14 protein-coding genes are annotated in these 14927 nt (G+C 58.7%); 3 read left to right on the forward strand and 11 right to left on the reverse strand.

Annotation, left to right across the window (positions count from 1 at the left end; genetic code table 11):
- Nucleotides 1-76: 76 nt before the first annotated feature.
- Entirely contained in the window at nucleotides 77-604 is a 528-nt protein-coding gene (locus HMPREF2920_RS02735) for a GNAT family N-acetyltransferase (protein WP_070600923.1), read from the reverse strand.
- Nucleotides 605-684: 80 nt separating this feature from the next.
- On the opposite strand from HMPREF2920_RS02735, the gene HMPREF2920_RS02740 reads away from it, so the two are divergent.
- Nucleotides 685-1443: an enoyl-CoA hydratase-related protein gene (locus HMPREF2920_RS02740; RefSeq protein WP_070429185.1), complete on the forward strand. Its 759-nt coding sequence runs from the start codon at nucleotides 685-687 to the stop codon at nucleotides 1441-1443.
- Nucleotides 1444-1485: 42 nt separating this feature from the next.
- Here HMPREF2920_RS02740 and metS read toward each other — a convergent pair whose 3' ends face one another.
- The 5 genes from metS to HMPREF2920_RS02765 form a co-directional block, all read right to left on the reverse strand.
- Nucleotides 1486-1653, reverse strand: a complete 168-nt coding sequence (gene metS / locus HMPREF2920_RS02745; RefSeq protein WP_048733989.1) for a methionine/alanine import NSS transporter subunit MetS — start codon at nucleotides 1651-1653, stop codon at nucleotides 1486-1488.
- 5 nt (nucleotides 1654-1658) lie between these two features.
- Entirely contained in the window at nucleotides 1659-3269 is a 1611-nt protein-coding gene (locus tag HMPREF2920_RS02750) for a sodium-dependent transporter (RefSeq protein ID WP_049172268.1), read from the reverse strand.
- A 295-nt stretch (nucleotides 3270-3564) separates the two neighbouring features.
- Nucleotides 3565-4737: an acyl-CoA dehydrogenase family protein gene (locus HMPREF2920_RS02755; RefSeq protein WP_005510658.1), complete on the reverse strand. Its 1173-nt coding sequence runs from the start codon at nucleotides 4735-4737 to the stop codon at nucleotides 3565-3567.
- 634 nt (nucleotides 4738-5371) lie between these two features.
- Nucleotides 5372-6145, reverse strand: a complete 774-nt coding sequence (locus HMPREF2920_RS02760; RefSeq protein ID WP_070429184.1) for an alpha/beta fold hydrolase — start codon at nucleotides 6143-6145, stop codon at nucleotides 5372-5374.
- A 52-nt stretch (nucleotides 6146-6197) separates the two neighbouring features.
- A complete protein-coding gene (locus HMPREF2920_RS02765) occupies nucleotides 6198-6590 on the reverse strand; it encodes a DUF5997 family protein (protein WP_070429193.1) in 393 nt (130 codons plus the stop codon).
- Nucleotides 6591-6630: 40 nt separating this feature from the next.
- On the opposite strand from HMPREF2920_RS02765, the gene HMPREF2920_RS02770 reads away from it, so the two are divergent.
- A complete protein-coding gene (locus HMPREF2920_RS02770) occupies nucleotides 6631-7383 on the forward strand; it encodes a type 2 periplasmic-binding domain-containing protein (protein WP_070600922.1) in 753 nt (250 codons plus the stop codon).
- Between the two features lie 64 nt (nucleotides 7384-7447).
- Entirely contained in the window at nucleotides 7448-8080 is a 633-nt protein-coding gene (locus tag HMPREF2920_RS02775; RefSeq protein ID WP_016423177.1) for a GNAT family N-acetyltransferase, read from the forward strand.
- A 31-nt stretch (nucleotides 8081-8111) separates the two neighbouring features.
- On the opposite strand, the gene HMPREF2920_RS02780 is transcribed toward HMPREF2920_RS02775, so the two are convergent.
- The 5 genes from HMPREF2920_RS02780 to glpX all read right to left on the reverse strand — a co-directional run bounded on the left by HMPREF2920_RS02780 (nucleotide 8112) and on the right by glpX (nucleotide 14700).
- A complete protein-coding gene (locus HMPREF2920_RS02780) occupies nucleotides 8112-9710 on the reverse strand; it encodes an MDR family MFS transporter (protein ID WP_049172271.1) in 1599 nt (532 codons plus the stop codon).
- Entirely contained in the window at nucleotides 9700-10299 is a 600-nt protein-coding gene (locus HMPREF2920_RS02785; protein WP_246815087.1) for a TetR/AcrR family transcriptional regulator, read from the reverse strand. Before HMPREF2920_RS02785 ends, HMPREF2920_RS02780 begins: the two co-directional genes overlap by 11 nt.
- A 288-nt stretch (nucleotides 10300-10587) precedes the next feature.
- On the reverse strand, nucleotides 10588-11883 hold the full coding sequence (locus HMPREF2920_RS02790; protein ID WP_246821096.1) for a TIGR01777 family oxidoreductase: 1296 nt from the start codon (nucleotides 11881-11883) through the stop codon (nucleotides 10588-10590).
- A 227-nt stretch (nucleotides 11884-12110) separates the two neighbouring features.
- Complete coding sequence (locus HMPREF2920_RS02795; RefSeq protein ID WP_016423173.1) at nucleotides 12111-13511, reverse strand: class II fumarate hydratase; 1401 nt, start codon at nucleotides 13509-13511, stop codon at nucleotides 12111-12113.
- A 163-nt stretch (nucleotides 13512-13674) separates the two neighbouring features.
- Nucleotides 13675-14700, reverse strand: a complete 1026-nt coding sequence (gene glpX / locus HMPREF2920_RS02800; protein WP_005510610.1) for a class II fructose-bisphosphatase — start codon at nucleotides 14698-14700, stop codon at nucleotides 13675-13677.
- Nucleotides 14701-14927: the final 227 nt, after the last annotated feature.

The following is a 14927-nucleotide window of genomic DNA, read 5'->3' on the forward strand; positions in this document are numbered from 1 at the left end:
TCCACATCCGGACTTTTCACCGCGCAAACGCACCGCAGCTGCACCGCCGTACCGCCGCACCACGCGCTGCCGTCTGTTACGCCCCGAAGTCACGCAGGGCGCTGCCGGTGAGGCGGAAGGTGTCCCATTCGTCCATGGGGAAGGCGCCGAGGGAGCGGTAGAAATCGATGGAGGGTTGATTCCACTTCAGGACGCACCACTCGACACGTGAGTAGCCTCGCTCCACGGCAATTCGCGCGAGGTTCTGCAGCAGTGCTTTGCCCTTGCCGGTGCCGCGTGCCTCGGGGCGGACGTAGAGGTCTTCGAGGTAGATGCCGTGGGTGCCTTCCCAGGTGGAGTAGTTGAGGAACCACAGTGCAATGCCGTCGAGGCGCGGGCTGCCTCCAACACCGCCATCACCGCCACCGGCGCCGTCGTCCAAATTTCCGGATGTGGAGTCGACGACGTGGCAGAAAATCGCAGGGTTGTCCCCGAAGAGCTGTTCGCGCAGGCGCTCGGGGGTCAGTCGGACGGCATCGGGTTCTTTTTCGTAGGCCGCCAGGTCTTTGATGAGGTCGACGATCTCGTGGACGTCGTCAGGCGTGGCGGGGCGTGGAAGTGTCATGTGTCCCTTGTTACTCGCGGCGAGTGATTTGGTGCAAAAGTGCGTCCGAGGCGGGGGAGATTGCGATAACCTGCGAGGTTATGAGCAACGTTACTCAAGACTTTTCCGACGGCATTCTAGCCATCACCATCGACCGCCCGGATGCCTATAACTCCCTGGATAAGAATCTCCGCTTGGAGCTGAAAGCCGCTTTTGAGCGTGCGCAGGAGCCGGATGTGCGCGCTGTTATCCTGCTCGGCGGGCCGAAGGCGTTTTGTACGGGCCAGGACTTGAAGGAGCACATTTCTGACCTGCAGTCCGGCGCCGGCATGGGCAAGGTTGTCGAGGAGTACAACCCGATGGTCGCGGAGCTGACCGCGATTAACGTTCCGGTTATTGCCGCTATCGAAGGTGCTGCGGCGGGTGCCGGCTGGTCGCTGGCGCTACACTGTGATTTCCGTATCGCCGGCCCGAAGGCGTCGTTCAAGGCGGCGTTCCCGTCGATTGGCCTGGCCACGGACTGTGGCATGTCGGCGCTGCTGCCGCGCATGGTCAGTGACGCGAAGGCGCGTGAGCTGTTGCTCTTCGATAAGAAGGTGCTTGCCGACGAAGCCCTGAGCCTCGGCCTGGTCACCGAAGTGGTGGATAATCCAGCGACTCGGGCACGCGAGTTGGCTGCCCAGTTTGCGGCGGGGCCGACGGCCGCGCTGAAGGAGATTAAGGCTCTGCTGCGCCGGGATACCTTGGCTGCTGCTGCGGCGGAGGCGGACGCGCAGGCTCGTTTGGCGGTCTCGGCCGACCATAAGGAAGCGGTGGCCGCGTTCTTGGAGAAGCGACCACCGCATTTCGTAGGTGAGTAAGACAGATACCTGGAGTGGCAGGGGAGAGATAGTAGTGAAGAACTACTGCTCTTCCTGTGCTCCTAGTACTTCACTGGTGAGCTCTGGGTGATCTCCCAGCTCACCGGAAACCTCGTCAGGGTGCTTGGATAGGCTGACCAGCGAGACTGCCAGACCGCCCCAGATGACGATGATGAACAGTGCCATCATGACAATTGCGATACCGGACATTTGGCTTAAACCTCCTCGGTTTCCGGAGTGTGCTTGCGTGGCAGGTGTGAGGACCGCTTGAAATCTGGCGTCACACCGAAGTCCGAGCCCGGAGGGCCATCGAGACGGTGTTGGCCGCGCCAAGGCAGGATGGCCATAATCAGAGCGCCGATGAGAATCACGCCGATGACACCCCAGCCAAAGATGTCGATTTGGGTGTCGGAGTAGCCTTCGTAGTTTTCCTGGAAAAGTCCAATGAGCTCCTGGAACAGGATGACGGCGAGAATGACCGGCGTGATGTTTCCGACGAAGATCTGCCACATGGTGCCGACCTTGAACGAGGAGACGGCGTTGAGGTGCATGGCGAACTCGTTGGTGCGGCGCAGGATCCAGTCGATTGCGATGATGGTCAGCAGTGCAACCAGGACGATACCGACGTTGTTGGTGAACTTATCGACAATGTCGAGGGTTACCAGACCTGAGGTGGTCGGGAAGGCCAGCAGCGAGATGACGGCCATGGCGCCACCGACGGTGAGGGTGGCCTGGACGCGGCCGAGGTTCAGCTTGTCCTTTACTGCGGAGACAACGACCTCGAGCAGCGACATCAGGGAGGTCACACCGGCGATTGCCAGGGAGAGGAAGAACAGCAGCCCGAAGACCGAACCGATGACCTTGGGCATCTCAGAGATGACCGTCGGGAATGCGATGAAGGCAAGACCAATACCGGAGGTTGCGACCTCGTCAACGGCCTCACCCGACTGCGCTGCCATGAAGCCCAGGGTGGCGAAGACACCGATACCGGCGAGAACCTCGAAGGAGGAGTTTGCGAACGCGGTGACCAGGCCGGAGCCGGTGAGGTTCGTGCGTGGCTTCAGGTAGGAGGCGTAGGTCAGCATAATGCCGAAGGCCACGGACAGGGAGAAGAAGATCTGGCCGTAGGCGGCAATCCATACGCTGGAGTCAGTCAGTGCGGACCAGTCTGGGGTGAAGAATGCATCCAGGCCCTTTGCAGCGCCGTCGAGCGTCAGGGAGTAGATGACCACTGCGACGAAGAGGATGGTCAACAGTGGGATGAAGATAATCGAGACCTTGCCGATGCCCTTGTCCACACCAGCGGCCAGAATGCCGATGACGAGTACCCAGACAATGAGCAGGACGATGGAAATCGAGGGGACGAAGTCCAGAGAGAAGACGCTCTCGGTGTCTACTTGGAGGAAGTCCTTCATGAAGTGGGTCTCGGCATCTGGGCCCCAGCTCTTGCGGATGGACTTCCAGGCGTAGATGAAGGACCACGCGATAATAACGGCGTAGTAGACGGTAATGAAGAAGGCGATACCGACCTGGATCCAGCCGATTGGCTCAGCCCAGGGCTTGATCCGACGCATCGACTTCGGTGCGGACCCGCGGAAGCGGTGTCCGATGGCGAAGTCGAGGAAGAGCAGTGGGATACCTGCGGTCAGAAGTGCGACCAGGTAGGGGATAAGGAAAGCGCCACCGCCGGAGTCATATGCGACATAGGGGAAACGCCAGATGTTTCCAAGCCCGACTGCCGAGCCGATAGCGGCGAAAATGAAGGCTGCTCGGGTGGAAAACACCTCCCTTCGCTGAGGGGTAGCGGTCGAGTTGGTTGTGCTCATACCTCTGGAACTCCAATCCTTCATCTCCGGTCACGCGCTCGCGCGGCCTAGGAGGGAATTTGGTGAAGTGCATCACCATTACCTAACAGAATCTTAGTATATGAGATGGGTATCTCATTGTATAGTTTCGGTTTTGTAGGGGGTAATGTTTTTAGTGGGGGTGTGGCACGGGGGAAGGGAGCTCTAATTAAGCCTCGTAAATAATCGCCAGCCACCCACTTTGAGGTATGCAAAAACCCCGCCAGGAAGACCTGACGGGGTTTGGGGGCGAATCGGCTAGGCCGACGTGCGCTGTTTACTCTGCGCCGCCCTTGGCGATACGACGGAAGATGATCTCCTTCATGATCTCGTTGGTGCCACCGTAAATGGTCTGGACCTTGGAGTCGAGGTAGTGAGTGGAGATTGGGTACTCGAGCATGAAGCCGTAGCCACCGAACATCTGCAGGCAGCGGGTAACGATGTCCTGCTGCTCCTCGGTGGTCCAGTACTTGGCCATGGAAGCACCGGTCTCGTCCAGCTGGCCAGCGTTGTGGGCCATAACAGCCTGGTCAACGAAAGCCTGCAGGGCGGTGACGCGGGTGGCAATGTCAGCCAGGTAGTGGCCGTGGACCTGGTGCTGGATAATCGGGCGACCGAATGCCTCGCGCTCCTGAGCGTACTTGTAAGCCAGGGTCCAGGCGCGGCGGGAAGTTGCGACAGAGCCGCAAGCCAGGGTCAGGCGCTCGTGAGCGAGGTTGGTGCGCAGGTAGCCGAAGGCAGCGCCCTCTTCGCCGAGCAAGTTCTCGGCCGGAACGCGGACGTTGTCGAAGTTGAGCTCAGCGGTGTCCTGAGCCTTCAGGCCGACCTTCTGCAGCGGGCCAGCCTTGGTGAAGCCCTCGAGATCAGCGTCGACGATGAACATGGAGACGCCAGCGCGGCCCTTGGATGGGTCGGTGATAGCTGCGACGAGAGCGAAGTCGGCCATCATGCCGTTGGAGATGAAGATCTTGGTGCCGTTGAGGACGTAGTGGTCGCCGTCCTTCTTGGCGAAGGTGCGCATACCTGCCAGGTCAGAACCGGCGCCCGGCTCGGTCATAGCGAGGCAGCCGATGGTGTCGCCGGCGTTCATGGAAGCCAGGTACTTCTGCTTCTGCTCTTCGTTACCGAACTTGGCCAGGTACGGAGCGACCAGGTCGTTGAGAACGCCGAAGGAAACGACGATGGAGCCACAGTCGGCGTTGGAGAGCTCCTCGTTCAGGACCTGGTTGTAGCGGAAGTCCATCTCTCCGCCGCCGCCGTATGCCTCCGGGGTGGACATACCAATCAGGCCCAGCTCACCGGCCTTCTTGAAAATCTCGCGGTCCGGCTGACCTTCCTTGTGCCAGCGCTCTACGTTCGGGGTGATTTCCTTCTCGACGAAGCCGCGAACCATGTCGCGGAACATGTTGTGCTCTTCTTCGAAGTGAGTACGGGGCAGAAAGTCCTTCATGACATGCTCCTAGAAATATTGTCGTGGAATTTTTGTCTTAAGGCCTTTTCGTACGTCGCAGATAAACGCTGCAGATAAACGCGATGGCCTCGGTTCATCGTCATAGTGACTATGACTGTTGTACCCCATTATGCATGAGTGTGATGAGAGACACTTGTTTTTTTAAAAGTTTTTTCCCGATTGATGACGTGAAATCGCTTGACGACGGATATTGTGCCCAACCTTCCCGGAAAACTACCCCCGTTGCGGTTGGAGGTTGCTATTGAATCCAGACTATCCCCGACAGTCGGCAATGTTAGGTAATGCTAACCTACAAAGCCAGGTGAATGGCTATTTTTGTCATATCTGACAGGCGGGACCCTGGGGCTTTGGGGTCGATAGGGTAGGCGTTTTGGATGGTCATCATGGGGGTGATTAACGAAACAATCTCGTTTTCTTATTCCCATTAGTGCTGGTGGTAGTTAGTATGAGCATCAGGTGGAGACCGGTTCCCTTGATTATCCGAGCTTCTTCCACTGCAGTCATAGCAACCTCCAATTGCACTCGAAAAAATGACGCGACCTGTGCGCCGTCCCTGTGGAATGGACAGCGAGCAGGTCGCGTTATTTTTATTTTTTATTGCTGCGATTAGGCGCTAGTCGGCAATCCCATCAATGTGCGCCAGCAGGGCCGAGTTGTAGTACTCCGGGGTTTCCTGGTTGAGCAGGTGCTTGGCCGGCGAAATGACGACCATGGTCGAGCCCGCGATGCCGTCGTGAAGCGAAGTGACGACGTCGAGAGACGTAGAGGTGTCCTGCTTGCCGGCGATGACCAGCGTCGGAGCGGTGATCTCGGCGAGGCGCTCGCGGGTGTCGAAGCGAGAGAGTGCTCCGCAGGCGCCGATGTAGCCGTCATCGGGGCAATCTGCGATCATGTCGCGGAAGCGGGCGGCGAGCTCAGGGGTAGTGTCGAAGCACTCGTCGGTAAACCAGTTGCGGACGACAGTGTCGGCGAGTGCGACCGTGCCCTTGTCGCGCACGAGCTGGGCCTTTTCCTGCCAGGCCTCGGGTGTGCCGAATTTCGGCGCCGTCGACGACAGTGTCAGGCTGACCACGCGATCGGCGTGTTCTAATGCGATGGTTTGGGCGATAGCGCCGCCGAGAGATAGTCCCACAAAATGTGCGCGGTCAATATCCTCCTCATCGAGGACCTCGATGATGTCGGCGGCCAAGTGGCTCATGTCCCACTCACCCTCGGGGATAGGGGAATCGCCATGGCCGCGGACATCTGGCGTGATGACCTGGTACTTTTCGCTCAAAGCAGCTACCTGGGGCTCCCACATCTCCTGTGTGGTGCCCAGCGAGCCAATCAGGACAACCGTACCGTTGTCCTTGTGGTTGATTGCATGTGCGGTGTAGTCGATGGCCACGGGAGAATCCTCCTTGAAGGTGTCAGCTGTGTCGGTGTGTCAGCTGTGTCGGCTATTTCTCGGCGTTGCGAGCAGCTTCAGCGGCAGCCCGACCAGGGCCGTCGTCCTTCTTGGCCTCTGCCTCAGCGGTTTCAACACGCTGCTTCGCCATGGACTCACGAGCAGCCTCCAGCCACTCCGGCATCTGCTCGAGCAAATCCTTAATCTCCGCCGTTGTCAGCGGCTTGTCCATGTCGTTCTTCTTCAACGCCGTGATAGTGATGCCCAGCTTGCGGGCAACTTCCGGGCGCGGGTGCGGTCCGTTGCGGCGTAGCTCAGCGAGCCACTCCGGCGGATTGGACTGCAGTTCGGCAAACTGCGCGTGCGAAATCTCACCAGTGCGAAATTCCTCGGGTGTGGCCGGGAGGAAAATGCCAAGTTTCTTGGCTGCGGTTAGGGGTTTCATGGGTTCAACGCTAGCACCCATTCGAGTAACCTTGCGGAGTATGTCGACTCCTGAACCCGCCGTCCTGCGCATCGTGTTCGCCACCGGCACCAGTCCCGAGAAGTGGTTTCGCCGCTTTAGGGATCGGATTCCGGCAACACTGCACACCCACGCCGCCGACGATCCGATGTCCGACCTGGTCGGCGGCGCCGCTGACATGGCGCTGGTTCGGTTAGAGTCCGAAAGCTCGCTGCCCGAGTCGCTCCATCGCATCCGGCTTTACGACGAAGCCTGGGGCGTGGCCTTCGAGAAAGAGCACGTGTTCTCCCTCACAGAGTCCGTGCCGGAGGAGCTGTTGGCGGACGAAACTGTGCTGCTGACCTCCGTGGATGCGGATGAGCTGCGACAGATGCTGCCCGTTGCGGCCACTGGTGCAGGTGTCGTGGTGGGACCTCGCACGATTTTGAAGGCGCTGTCGAAGAAGGCGGTGGCCTCATCGAACTTGGTGGCCGAGGAAGGCGCCACGGAACCGCTGTCTCGGACAGCTATTTGGTTGGTGTGGCCGAAAGTAGAGGACGACGAGCTCCGGCAGGAGTTCGTCGGCATTGTCCAGGGGCGCAGGGAGGGCTCGACACGCACGCAGTTGGGGCGCAAGAAGGCTGACGAGCAGCCGAAGAAGTTGTCGGCCAGAGAAAAGACGCTTGCTAAGCAAGCCCGCCGGCAGCGCGCTGGGGCCGTCGTAAAGCATGCGCGCAGTGGTCGTGGTGGACGTCGAAGCAGCGGCGGAAACGGGCGACCGCGCAGGCGAAAGTAATCTTTTTACAATATTTTTGCCGTTTCGTTCGACGTGCGCGGAAAAATTAGCCACACTTGTAGTTATGGCTGAAAAGAAGCGCGATTTCACGATTCGAATGATGCGTGAAGAGGACTATCCACAGATCCAAGAGATCTACGAGATTGGCCTGGATACGGGGCACGCGTCCTGGGAGCACTCCGCTCCCGAGTGGGACGAATTCATCGCACTCAAACGAGTGGATTTGTGTTACGTCGCCGTCGACGCAGAAAACCCGGACAAGATTCTGGCTTGGGCATCGGCAGCGCCGGTATCCAAGCGCCCGATTTTCAATGGCGTCATCGAAGACTCCATCTACGTCCATCCTGACGGGCAGGGCATGGGGCTGGCGGCGACGCTGCTGCAGAAGCTTATCGACGATGCCACGGAGCTCGACTGCTGGTCGATTCACTCGTGGGTCTTCCCGGAGAATGTGGGATCGTTAAAGCTGCATCGAAAGCTCGGCTTCCGTGAAGTGGGGATTTACCACCACATGGCAAAGATGACCTACGGCCCAATGGCGGGGCAGTGGCGCGATGTCATTATTTTGGAAAAGCTGCTGGAAAAACCAGAAGAGCGCGCGCTGAAGCGCGTCCAGGAAGAAGCAGAAGCCGCCGGTGAGCCGAACCGTCCGATTCTGGACAAGCTCGACCGCGCCGACGGCCAGGTGGGGGCATAGCTGCCGGGAGCTGAGGCTCCCTTTGAATTAATTACTCGACGGTTTCCTTCAACGGATCCTCGCGAACAAAGAACACAATGATTGCTGCCAGAATAATCACTGGCATTAGTACCAAGAAGATCGGCGTCAAACCATCGTTGTAGCTGGAGATCAGCGCTTCATGGATTGGCGCCGGCATGCTATCCAGCACATGAGGCGTCAGTGAACCGATCGACTTAGAGGAAAAGCCCTCCGGGCCCATCTGCTTTGCGAACTCTGCTGCAGCCTCCGGTGATGCGGCCTTGATTTGTTCGACAGCAGCCGGAACGCGTTCGCCTGCCAGGTCCTTCATGCGGTGGATGAAAATCGAACCCACAATGGAGGAACCGACCGCACCACCAATCTGGCGGAAGAAGTTATTCGCAGCGGTAGCGGTACCGACCATGGCGACCGGGAAGGAGTTCTGCACGATGAGAACCAGAACCTGCATGCCGGTGCCCAGGCCGAAGCCCATGATGAACAGGTACACACCAACCTGCCACAGCGGGGTGGTGGTCTCCAGCGTGGACAGCAAGTAGAGGGAGACAGCCATAATCATCAGGCCGACGAAGGGGTAGAAGCGATACTTACCAGTCCGCGAAATAATCTGGCCAACGCCAATTGAGGTGAGCAGCATGCCGACCATCATCGGCGTCATCATCAAGCCTGCAGCGGTCGGTGACATTGAGTGCACCATCTGCAGGTAGGTCGGAATATAGGCCATAGTGCCGAACATCGCGATACCCAGAATGAGACCCGACACAGTCGTGAGCACGAAGTTCCGGTTATTAAACAAGTGCGTCGGAATCAGTGGGTTGGAAACGCGAGTCTCGGTGAGGAAGAACAGCACCCAGGAAACGACAGAGGCAACGATAAGCGAGATGATGACCCCGGAGTTCCAGTCGTACTGTGTACCGCCCCACGTGGTGGTGAGAATTAGCGTCGAGGCAGCGGCAGTCAAGAACATCGTGCCGATGTAGTCGAAGTTTCCTTCACTCTGGCGTCGGGGCAGCTTCAGGAAGGCCGCAGCTGCCGATAGTGCAACCACGCCCATCGGGACGTTGATCCACAGGCCCCAGCGCCAGCCCGGGCCGTCGGTGAACCAGCCTCCCAGCACTGGTCCCAGCACGGAACTCAGACCGAACACAGCACCCATGATGCCCATGTACTTACCGCGCTGGCGTGCGGGAATAACCTCGGCCAGGATGGCCTGCGAGGAAACCATCAATGTACCGCCAGCAAATCCCTGAAAAGCGCGGGCGGCGATGAGCAGGCTCATGGAGTTGGTGATTGCACCCATGACGGAACCGACCATGAACAGCGCGATGCCCATCATGAACAGGCCCTTGCGCCCAATCATGTCACCGAGCTTGCCGACAATCGGCATTGCCACAGTCTGTGCCAACAGGAATGCAGAAATAACCCACGACATGTGGTCAACTCCGCCGAGCTCGCCGACGATGGTCGGCAGGGCAGTGGCGAAAATCATCTGCCCCAGCGAGCTCATCAGCATAGTGAGAATGAGCGCGAAGAAAATGATTCCCAAGTGGGACTTGTTGTCAGAAACCGTGGTGTCGGTTTGATCTTGAGCAGTGGTGTTGCTAGCTGTCACTATTCCTCCTCCAGAAATTTTTAACGACGTCGGCGGCGTCGTGAAGCGGTGTATCTGTTGTGAATTCGTCCCGATGAGCCGATGAGTACAGCACGCATTCGCGGACGAAACCGACCGACAGTGCTACCTCGTGCCCGACGGGCAGCTCGGGGTGCGTGCGCGACTGTGGATTCATCTCGAAATAGCGCTCAAAGGCAGAACGGACGCGGCGCATTGAGTTGCCAAAATTCGAAATGACAACCGTCGATAGCTTTGGCTCATTGCGCAAAATCTCGCGGATACGCTCCTTGAGCAGACGGTGAAACTCTTCGGTTGCCCCCAGCTCTTTATATCGGAGTAGCTGGGATTGCTGCTTTTTCTCGATGAAATCGAGCATGTCCGCGATGGGGTCTTGGTGAATTTGGGCGAGGAATACCTCTTCATCGTCAGCATCGAATGACATGATGCCGTTGCCGAAGATGGCTTGATCCTTGGAGTCGAAGTAATTGAAGAATGTGCGTCGACTGATATTGACCCGCTGACAGATGTCTTCGATGTTGACTTGGTCGTATCCGCGATCCAATACAAGGGCGGTCGCGGCATCGGCCAAAGCGCAGTGTGTTTGAAACCTTTTGAGCTCCCGGAGACCGCACTCGGGGTGTTGGCCCGGGTCCAATCTGTGATAGGTATTCTCATCAATTTGCACGAGGTGCAAAGTTACACCGAGTGCAATGTGATGGCAAGTTGATGAGTCAACAGGTGTTTGAGTACCTATGCAGAGAGCATCTTTGGGTTGTTCAGGATGCCGTGGACTCAGGCGCAGGGGTCGGGTTGTTGATAGTCGCAACGCGCCATTCAATTACACAACCTTCGTGTTTTGTGTAGGCACGGTGGAAGGCTACGTCTCCTTCAATAGCTCGTGGCGCAGGGCGTCGTTAAGCGAAGTGAAGCGGAACCTGTGCCCCGCCTTTTGCAGCGCTGCTGCCTCTACTCTCTGATTCGCGAGAGCCAACTCCGCAGCACCGCGTTTGCCCAGCAGTACTGCAGGCCCCAGTGAAGGAATCGGAACCGCCGTCGGGCGGTGCAAGACCTCTCCCAATACCCTCGTGAACTCCGCATTATTCACTCCGAAAGCCAGTGGCACCACCGCATTGACAGGTCCGGCAAGGCCGGAATCTGCCAACGACCGGTGATAGATGTCCAACAGGTCGTCCAAAGCAATCCACGGGAACCACTGCTCGCCCGACCCCAATCTGCCTCCAAGCCCGGTGAACACCACGCCCGCTAGTAGCGGCAAGAGACCGCCGCCACCAGCAAGCACGAGACCAGTGCGGACGTTTACGACCCGCTTGCCTGCATCGCGAGCGGGATCCCATGCATTTTCCCAATCGCGCACAATAGCCGAGAGACTGTCCGCGGCGGCGCTGCCGTCGTAACGCTGCGCTTCCGCGCCAGGGCCAGCGTCCTCGGTGAGCACCTCTGGGCCACGATCCGCACCGTAGAACCCCACCGCCGACGCTCCAACCGCGACCTTCACGCTGTCAGTAGATGCAACGAGCTTTGCCAGAGCTCGCGTTGGTTCGACACGGGAATGGCGAACCTTTCGAAGATGCGCCTCCGTGAAGCGCCCCGCAATCGGTGCGCCGGCCAGATGGATGACCGCGTCGACTCCCTCCAGCAAGTCAGCTGCGGGTGCCGCAGTATCCCAATATCGCTTGTCCACACCCGTCTGTTCACGTGAGCGCACCAGCAAAATCACCTCATGTCCGGCCGTGGTCAGTAGCGCGCGCAGCTGCGTTCCGACGGTCCCCGTAGCTCCACTGATCGCCACTGTCAGCGGCTCCGGCACATGCCCCAAATACTCCAAAAGCCTATCGACGGCCGCAAGGTCGCCAGCAACCTTCGTAGCACGGTAGGCGAACATCGAATCCAACCCGGGTACCGGAACCTTGGTGTCAACGGTGTCCTCTAAAACCGTGCCAGCGCTGCCGTCGCCAAGCGGAGTATCGGAGAGAACGTGGGTGTGCTTCCACCCCGTGATGCGGCGAAAGGGCTCGCTGGTGACTTCGTCAATGAATCTCTGGCCGGGGAGGAAACCGGCCGGGTCGTGACGTGCAATCCATTTGAGGCCAGCCGGCATGGAGAATACGGTCGTGCCGTCGGCGAGGTTGGCGGATTCGGATTTCGGTGACATCGGGAGAAGCCCCGGTGTTAGGCGGGTGACAGCGCCTGGGCGGGAGAACCACTCGGCGACGCAACGGCGAGGAAATGCGATGGTGTGGCGATAGGTGGGAATAGTTAGTCACTCTCTGAAACTTGTCCGACGTTAAGGAAAAATAGTAGACCCCGAAGTCTTTCAGCGAAGTGAGACTACGGGGTCTTATGCGTAAGGTGCTCTCACACCTTCGAGTTCAGAAAGAACTAGTCACGATCAGTGTTGGCCATTGCCAGCACGTCGAGGCGCTTGTCCAGCTCTTCCTCGGTCAGCTTCTCGCCGTCGACGAAGCCCATGTCGATAACAGTCTGACGGATGGTCTTACCTTCCTTCAGAGCAGTCTTAGCGACCTTAGCTGCGTTCTCGTAGCCGATGGCGGAGTTCAGCGGGGTCACAATCGACGGGGAGGACTCAGCCAGAGTCTTCATACGCTCAACGTTCGGCTCGATGCCGTCCACCAGCTTCTCGGCGAAGACGCGTGCGGTGTTCGCCAGCAGCTTAGCGGACTCCAGCACGTTACGTGCCATGACCGGGATGAAGACGTTCAGCTCGAATGCGCCGTTAGCGCCAGCAAACTCAACAGCGGTGTCGTTGCCCAGAACCTGCGCTGCGACCTGGGTGGCAGTCTCGCACAGAACCGGGTTGACCTTACCCGGCATGATGGAGGAACCCGGCTGCAGATCCGGCAGGTGAATCTCAGCAAGGCCGGTCAGCGGGCCGGAGCCCATCCAGCGAATGTCGTTAGCGATCTTGTTCAGGGAGACTGCGACGGTGCGCATAGCGCCGGAGAATTCGACCAGGGCATCGCGGTTAGCCTGAGCCTCGAAGTGGTTCTGAGCCTCGCGCAGCTCCTTGATGCCGGTCAGTTCGACGAGCTCAGCGGTGACCTTGGCACCGAAGTCCGCCGGGGTGTTCAGGCCGGTGCCAACAGCGGTACCACCGATTGGCAGCTCGCCCAGACGCGGCAGGGTGGCCTCGATGCGCTCAATGCCAGCCTCAATCTGGCGAGCGTAACCCGAGAACTCCTGACCCAGGGTCACCGGGACAGCGTCCATCAGGTGAGTGCGGCCGGACTTAACAACGGTCTCCCATTCCTTGGCCTTCTTAGCCAGGGACTCCTGCAGAACCTTCAGTCCCGGGACGAGGTCCTTGACAGCTGCCTCGGTTGCTGCGACGTGAGTGGCAGTCGGGAAGGTGTCGTTGGAAGACTGACCCATGTTGACGTGGTCATTCGGGTGAACCTCAACGCCGTTGGCCTTTGCGATGGACGCAATGACTTCGTTGGTGTTCATGTTGGAAGAAGTGCCCGAACCGGTCTGGAAGACGTCAATCGGGAACTCAGCATCGTGCTTGCCTTCGGCAATTTCCTTGGCAGCGGCGACGATGGCATCTGCCTGCTCAGCAGACAGCAGGCCGCGCTCCTTGTTGACGATGGCGCAAGCTGCCTTCAGCAGACCCATAGCGCGAATCTGTGCAGACTCCAGCGGACGGCCGGAAATCGGGAAGTTCTCAACTGCACGCTGAGTCTGTGCGCGCCACAGGGCGTTAACCGGAACCTTAACCTCGCCCATGGTGTCGTGCTCGATGCGGAACTGCTGCTCTGTCATTCGTTGCCTCTTTCAGTTAGGGGAACTTGAGTGCGCGCAGAACGACCCCTCATTGCGCATGCAATTTTCATGCGATGCAGAACCGTTAGCGCATTCGTCTTCAAGTATGAATCAGTTTGTTAAAAAAGTGGTGCCCTGAGGGCACCACTAAAGGGGTAGTTACTTACAGATCGATGTCAGGCATCTCGCCCTTGCCGTAGTCGATGCTGGCGTACTTGCGCAGCTTCTCCAGGGAGTGGAAAGCCTCGATGCGACGAATGGTGCCGGACTTGGAGCGCATAACCAGCGAGCGGGTCCACGCGCCGTTACCGCGGTAAGCGACACCGCGCAGCATGTCACCGTTGGTGACACCAGTGGCAACGAAGTAGCAGTTGTCGGATGCGACCAGGTCATCGGTGGTCAGAACACGAGAAAGATCGTGCCCAGCGTCGAGAGCCTTCTTAATTTCGGCCTCATCGCGCGGGTGCAGTTTGCCCTGGATTTCGCCGCCCATACACTTCATGGCGCATGCGGTGATGACACCTTCTGGGGTGCCGCCGACGCCCATCATGATATCGACCGAGTTCGTGTTCTGAGCTGCGGCAACAGCGCCAGCAACGTCACCATCGCCAATCAGTCGAACCTTGGCGCCAGCTTCGCGGATGTCACGAATCATGTCAGCGTGGCGCGGGCGATCCAGCACGACAACAGTGACATCTTCCGGACGCAGCCCCTTGGCCTTAGCAACGACCTTGATGTTGTGCTCAACTGGAGCCTCGATGTCAATCTTGCCGGCAGCCTCCGGGCCAACAGCAATCTTATCCATGTAGAACACAGCCGACGGGTCGTACATGGAGCCGCGGTCTGCAGCAGCAAGAACAGCGATAGAGTTCGGGCGGCCCTCTGCCATCAGAGTCGTGCCGTCAATCGGGTCAACCGCGATGTCAACGGCCGGGCCTTGGCCGTTGCCGACCTTTTCGCCGTTGAACAGCATCGGGGCTTCGTCCTTTTCGCCCTCGCCAATAACAACGACACCGTTCATAGCCACGGTGTTGATGAGCTGACGCATGGCATCGACGGCAGCGCCGTCGCCCTTTTCCTTCTGACCACGACCGACCCACTGACCAGCTGCCAGTGCAGCGGACTCAGTAACTCGGACGAGCTCCATCGCAAGGTTGCGATCTGGTGCTTCAGGATTCGAGGCGTTCATTGACTTCTGGCCCTTCCGTGGTTTTTGAGAACTCTTTTGAGGTTTGAGAATGTGCTGGGAGACGCCACGCCAGGAAACTGGGGTTTAGCGTTGCAACAATTTCTATTGATTGATGTTTGGCGCATCAGTTTTAGCGCCTTTGCATCTGTTACTAGTGTTCCACCTTTTTGGTGTTCGGGGGTGGACGCAGCGCCAAAGTGGGGGGAGTTTCAGGGCTAAACCCCCAC

Source organism: Corynebacterium sp. HMSC075F02 (genome assembly GCF_001838335.1).
Taxonomy (GTDB): domain Bacteria; phylum Actinomycetota; class Actinomycetes; order Mycobacteriales; family Mycobacteriaceae; genus Corynebacterium; species Corynebacterium jeikeium_D.

What these genes read in the sequence shown, in the direction of transcription:
- HMPREF2920_RS02790 (WP_246821096.1), bottom strand. Translation starts at nt 11,883, where the DNA reads ATGTCACCGAAATCCGAATCCGCCAACCTCGCCGACGGCACGACCGTA.
- HMPREF2920_RS02755 (WP_005510658.1), bottom strand. Translation starts at nt 4,737, where the DNA reads ATGAAGGACTTTCTGCCCCGTACTCACTTCGAAGAAGAGCACAACATG.
- HMPREF2920_RS02770 (WP_070600922.1), top strand. Translation starts at nt 6,631, where the DNA reads ATGTCGACTCCTGAACCCGCCGTCCTGCGCATCGTGTTCGCCACCGGC.
- HMPREF2920_RS02735 (WP_070600923.1), bottom strand. Translation starts at nt 604, where the DNA reads ATGACACTTCCACGCCCCGCCACGCCTGACGACGTCCACGAGATCGTC.
- metS (WP_048733989.1), bottom strand. Translation starts at nt 1,653, where the DNA reads ATGTCCGGTATCGCAATTGTCATGATGGCACTGTTCATCATCGTCATC.
- HMPREF2920_RS02765 (WP_070429193.1), bottom strand. Translation starts at nt 6,590, where the DNA reads ATGAAACCCCTAACCGCAGCCAAGAAACTTGGCATTTTCCTCCCGGCC.
- glpX (WP_005510610.1), bottom strand. Translation starts at nt 14,700, where the DNA reads ATGAACGCCTCGAATCCTGAAGCACCAGATCGCAACCTTGCGATGGAG.
- HMPREF2920_RS02740 (WP_070429185.1), top strand. Translation starts at nt 685, where the DNA reads ATGAGCAACGTTACTCAAGACTTTTCCGACGGCATTCTAGCCATCACC.
- HMPREF2920_RS02795 (WP_016423173.1), bottom strand. Translation starts at nt 13,511, where the DNA reads ATGACAGAGCAGCAGTTCCGCATCGAGCACGACACCATGGGCGAGGTT.
- HMPREF2920_RS02750 (WP_049172268.1), bottom strand. Translation starts at nt 3,269, where the DNA reads ATGAGCACAACCAACTCGACCGCTACCCCTCAGCGAAGGGAGGTGTTT.
- HMPREF2920_RS02775 (WP_016423177.1), top strand. Translation starts at nt 7,448, where the DNA reads ATGGCTGAAAAGAAGCGCGATTTCACGATTCGAATGATGCGTGAAGAG.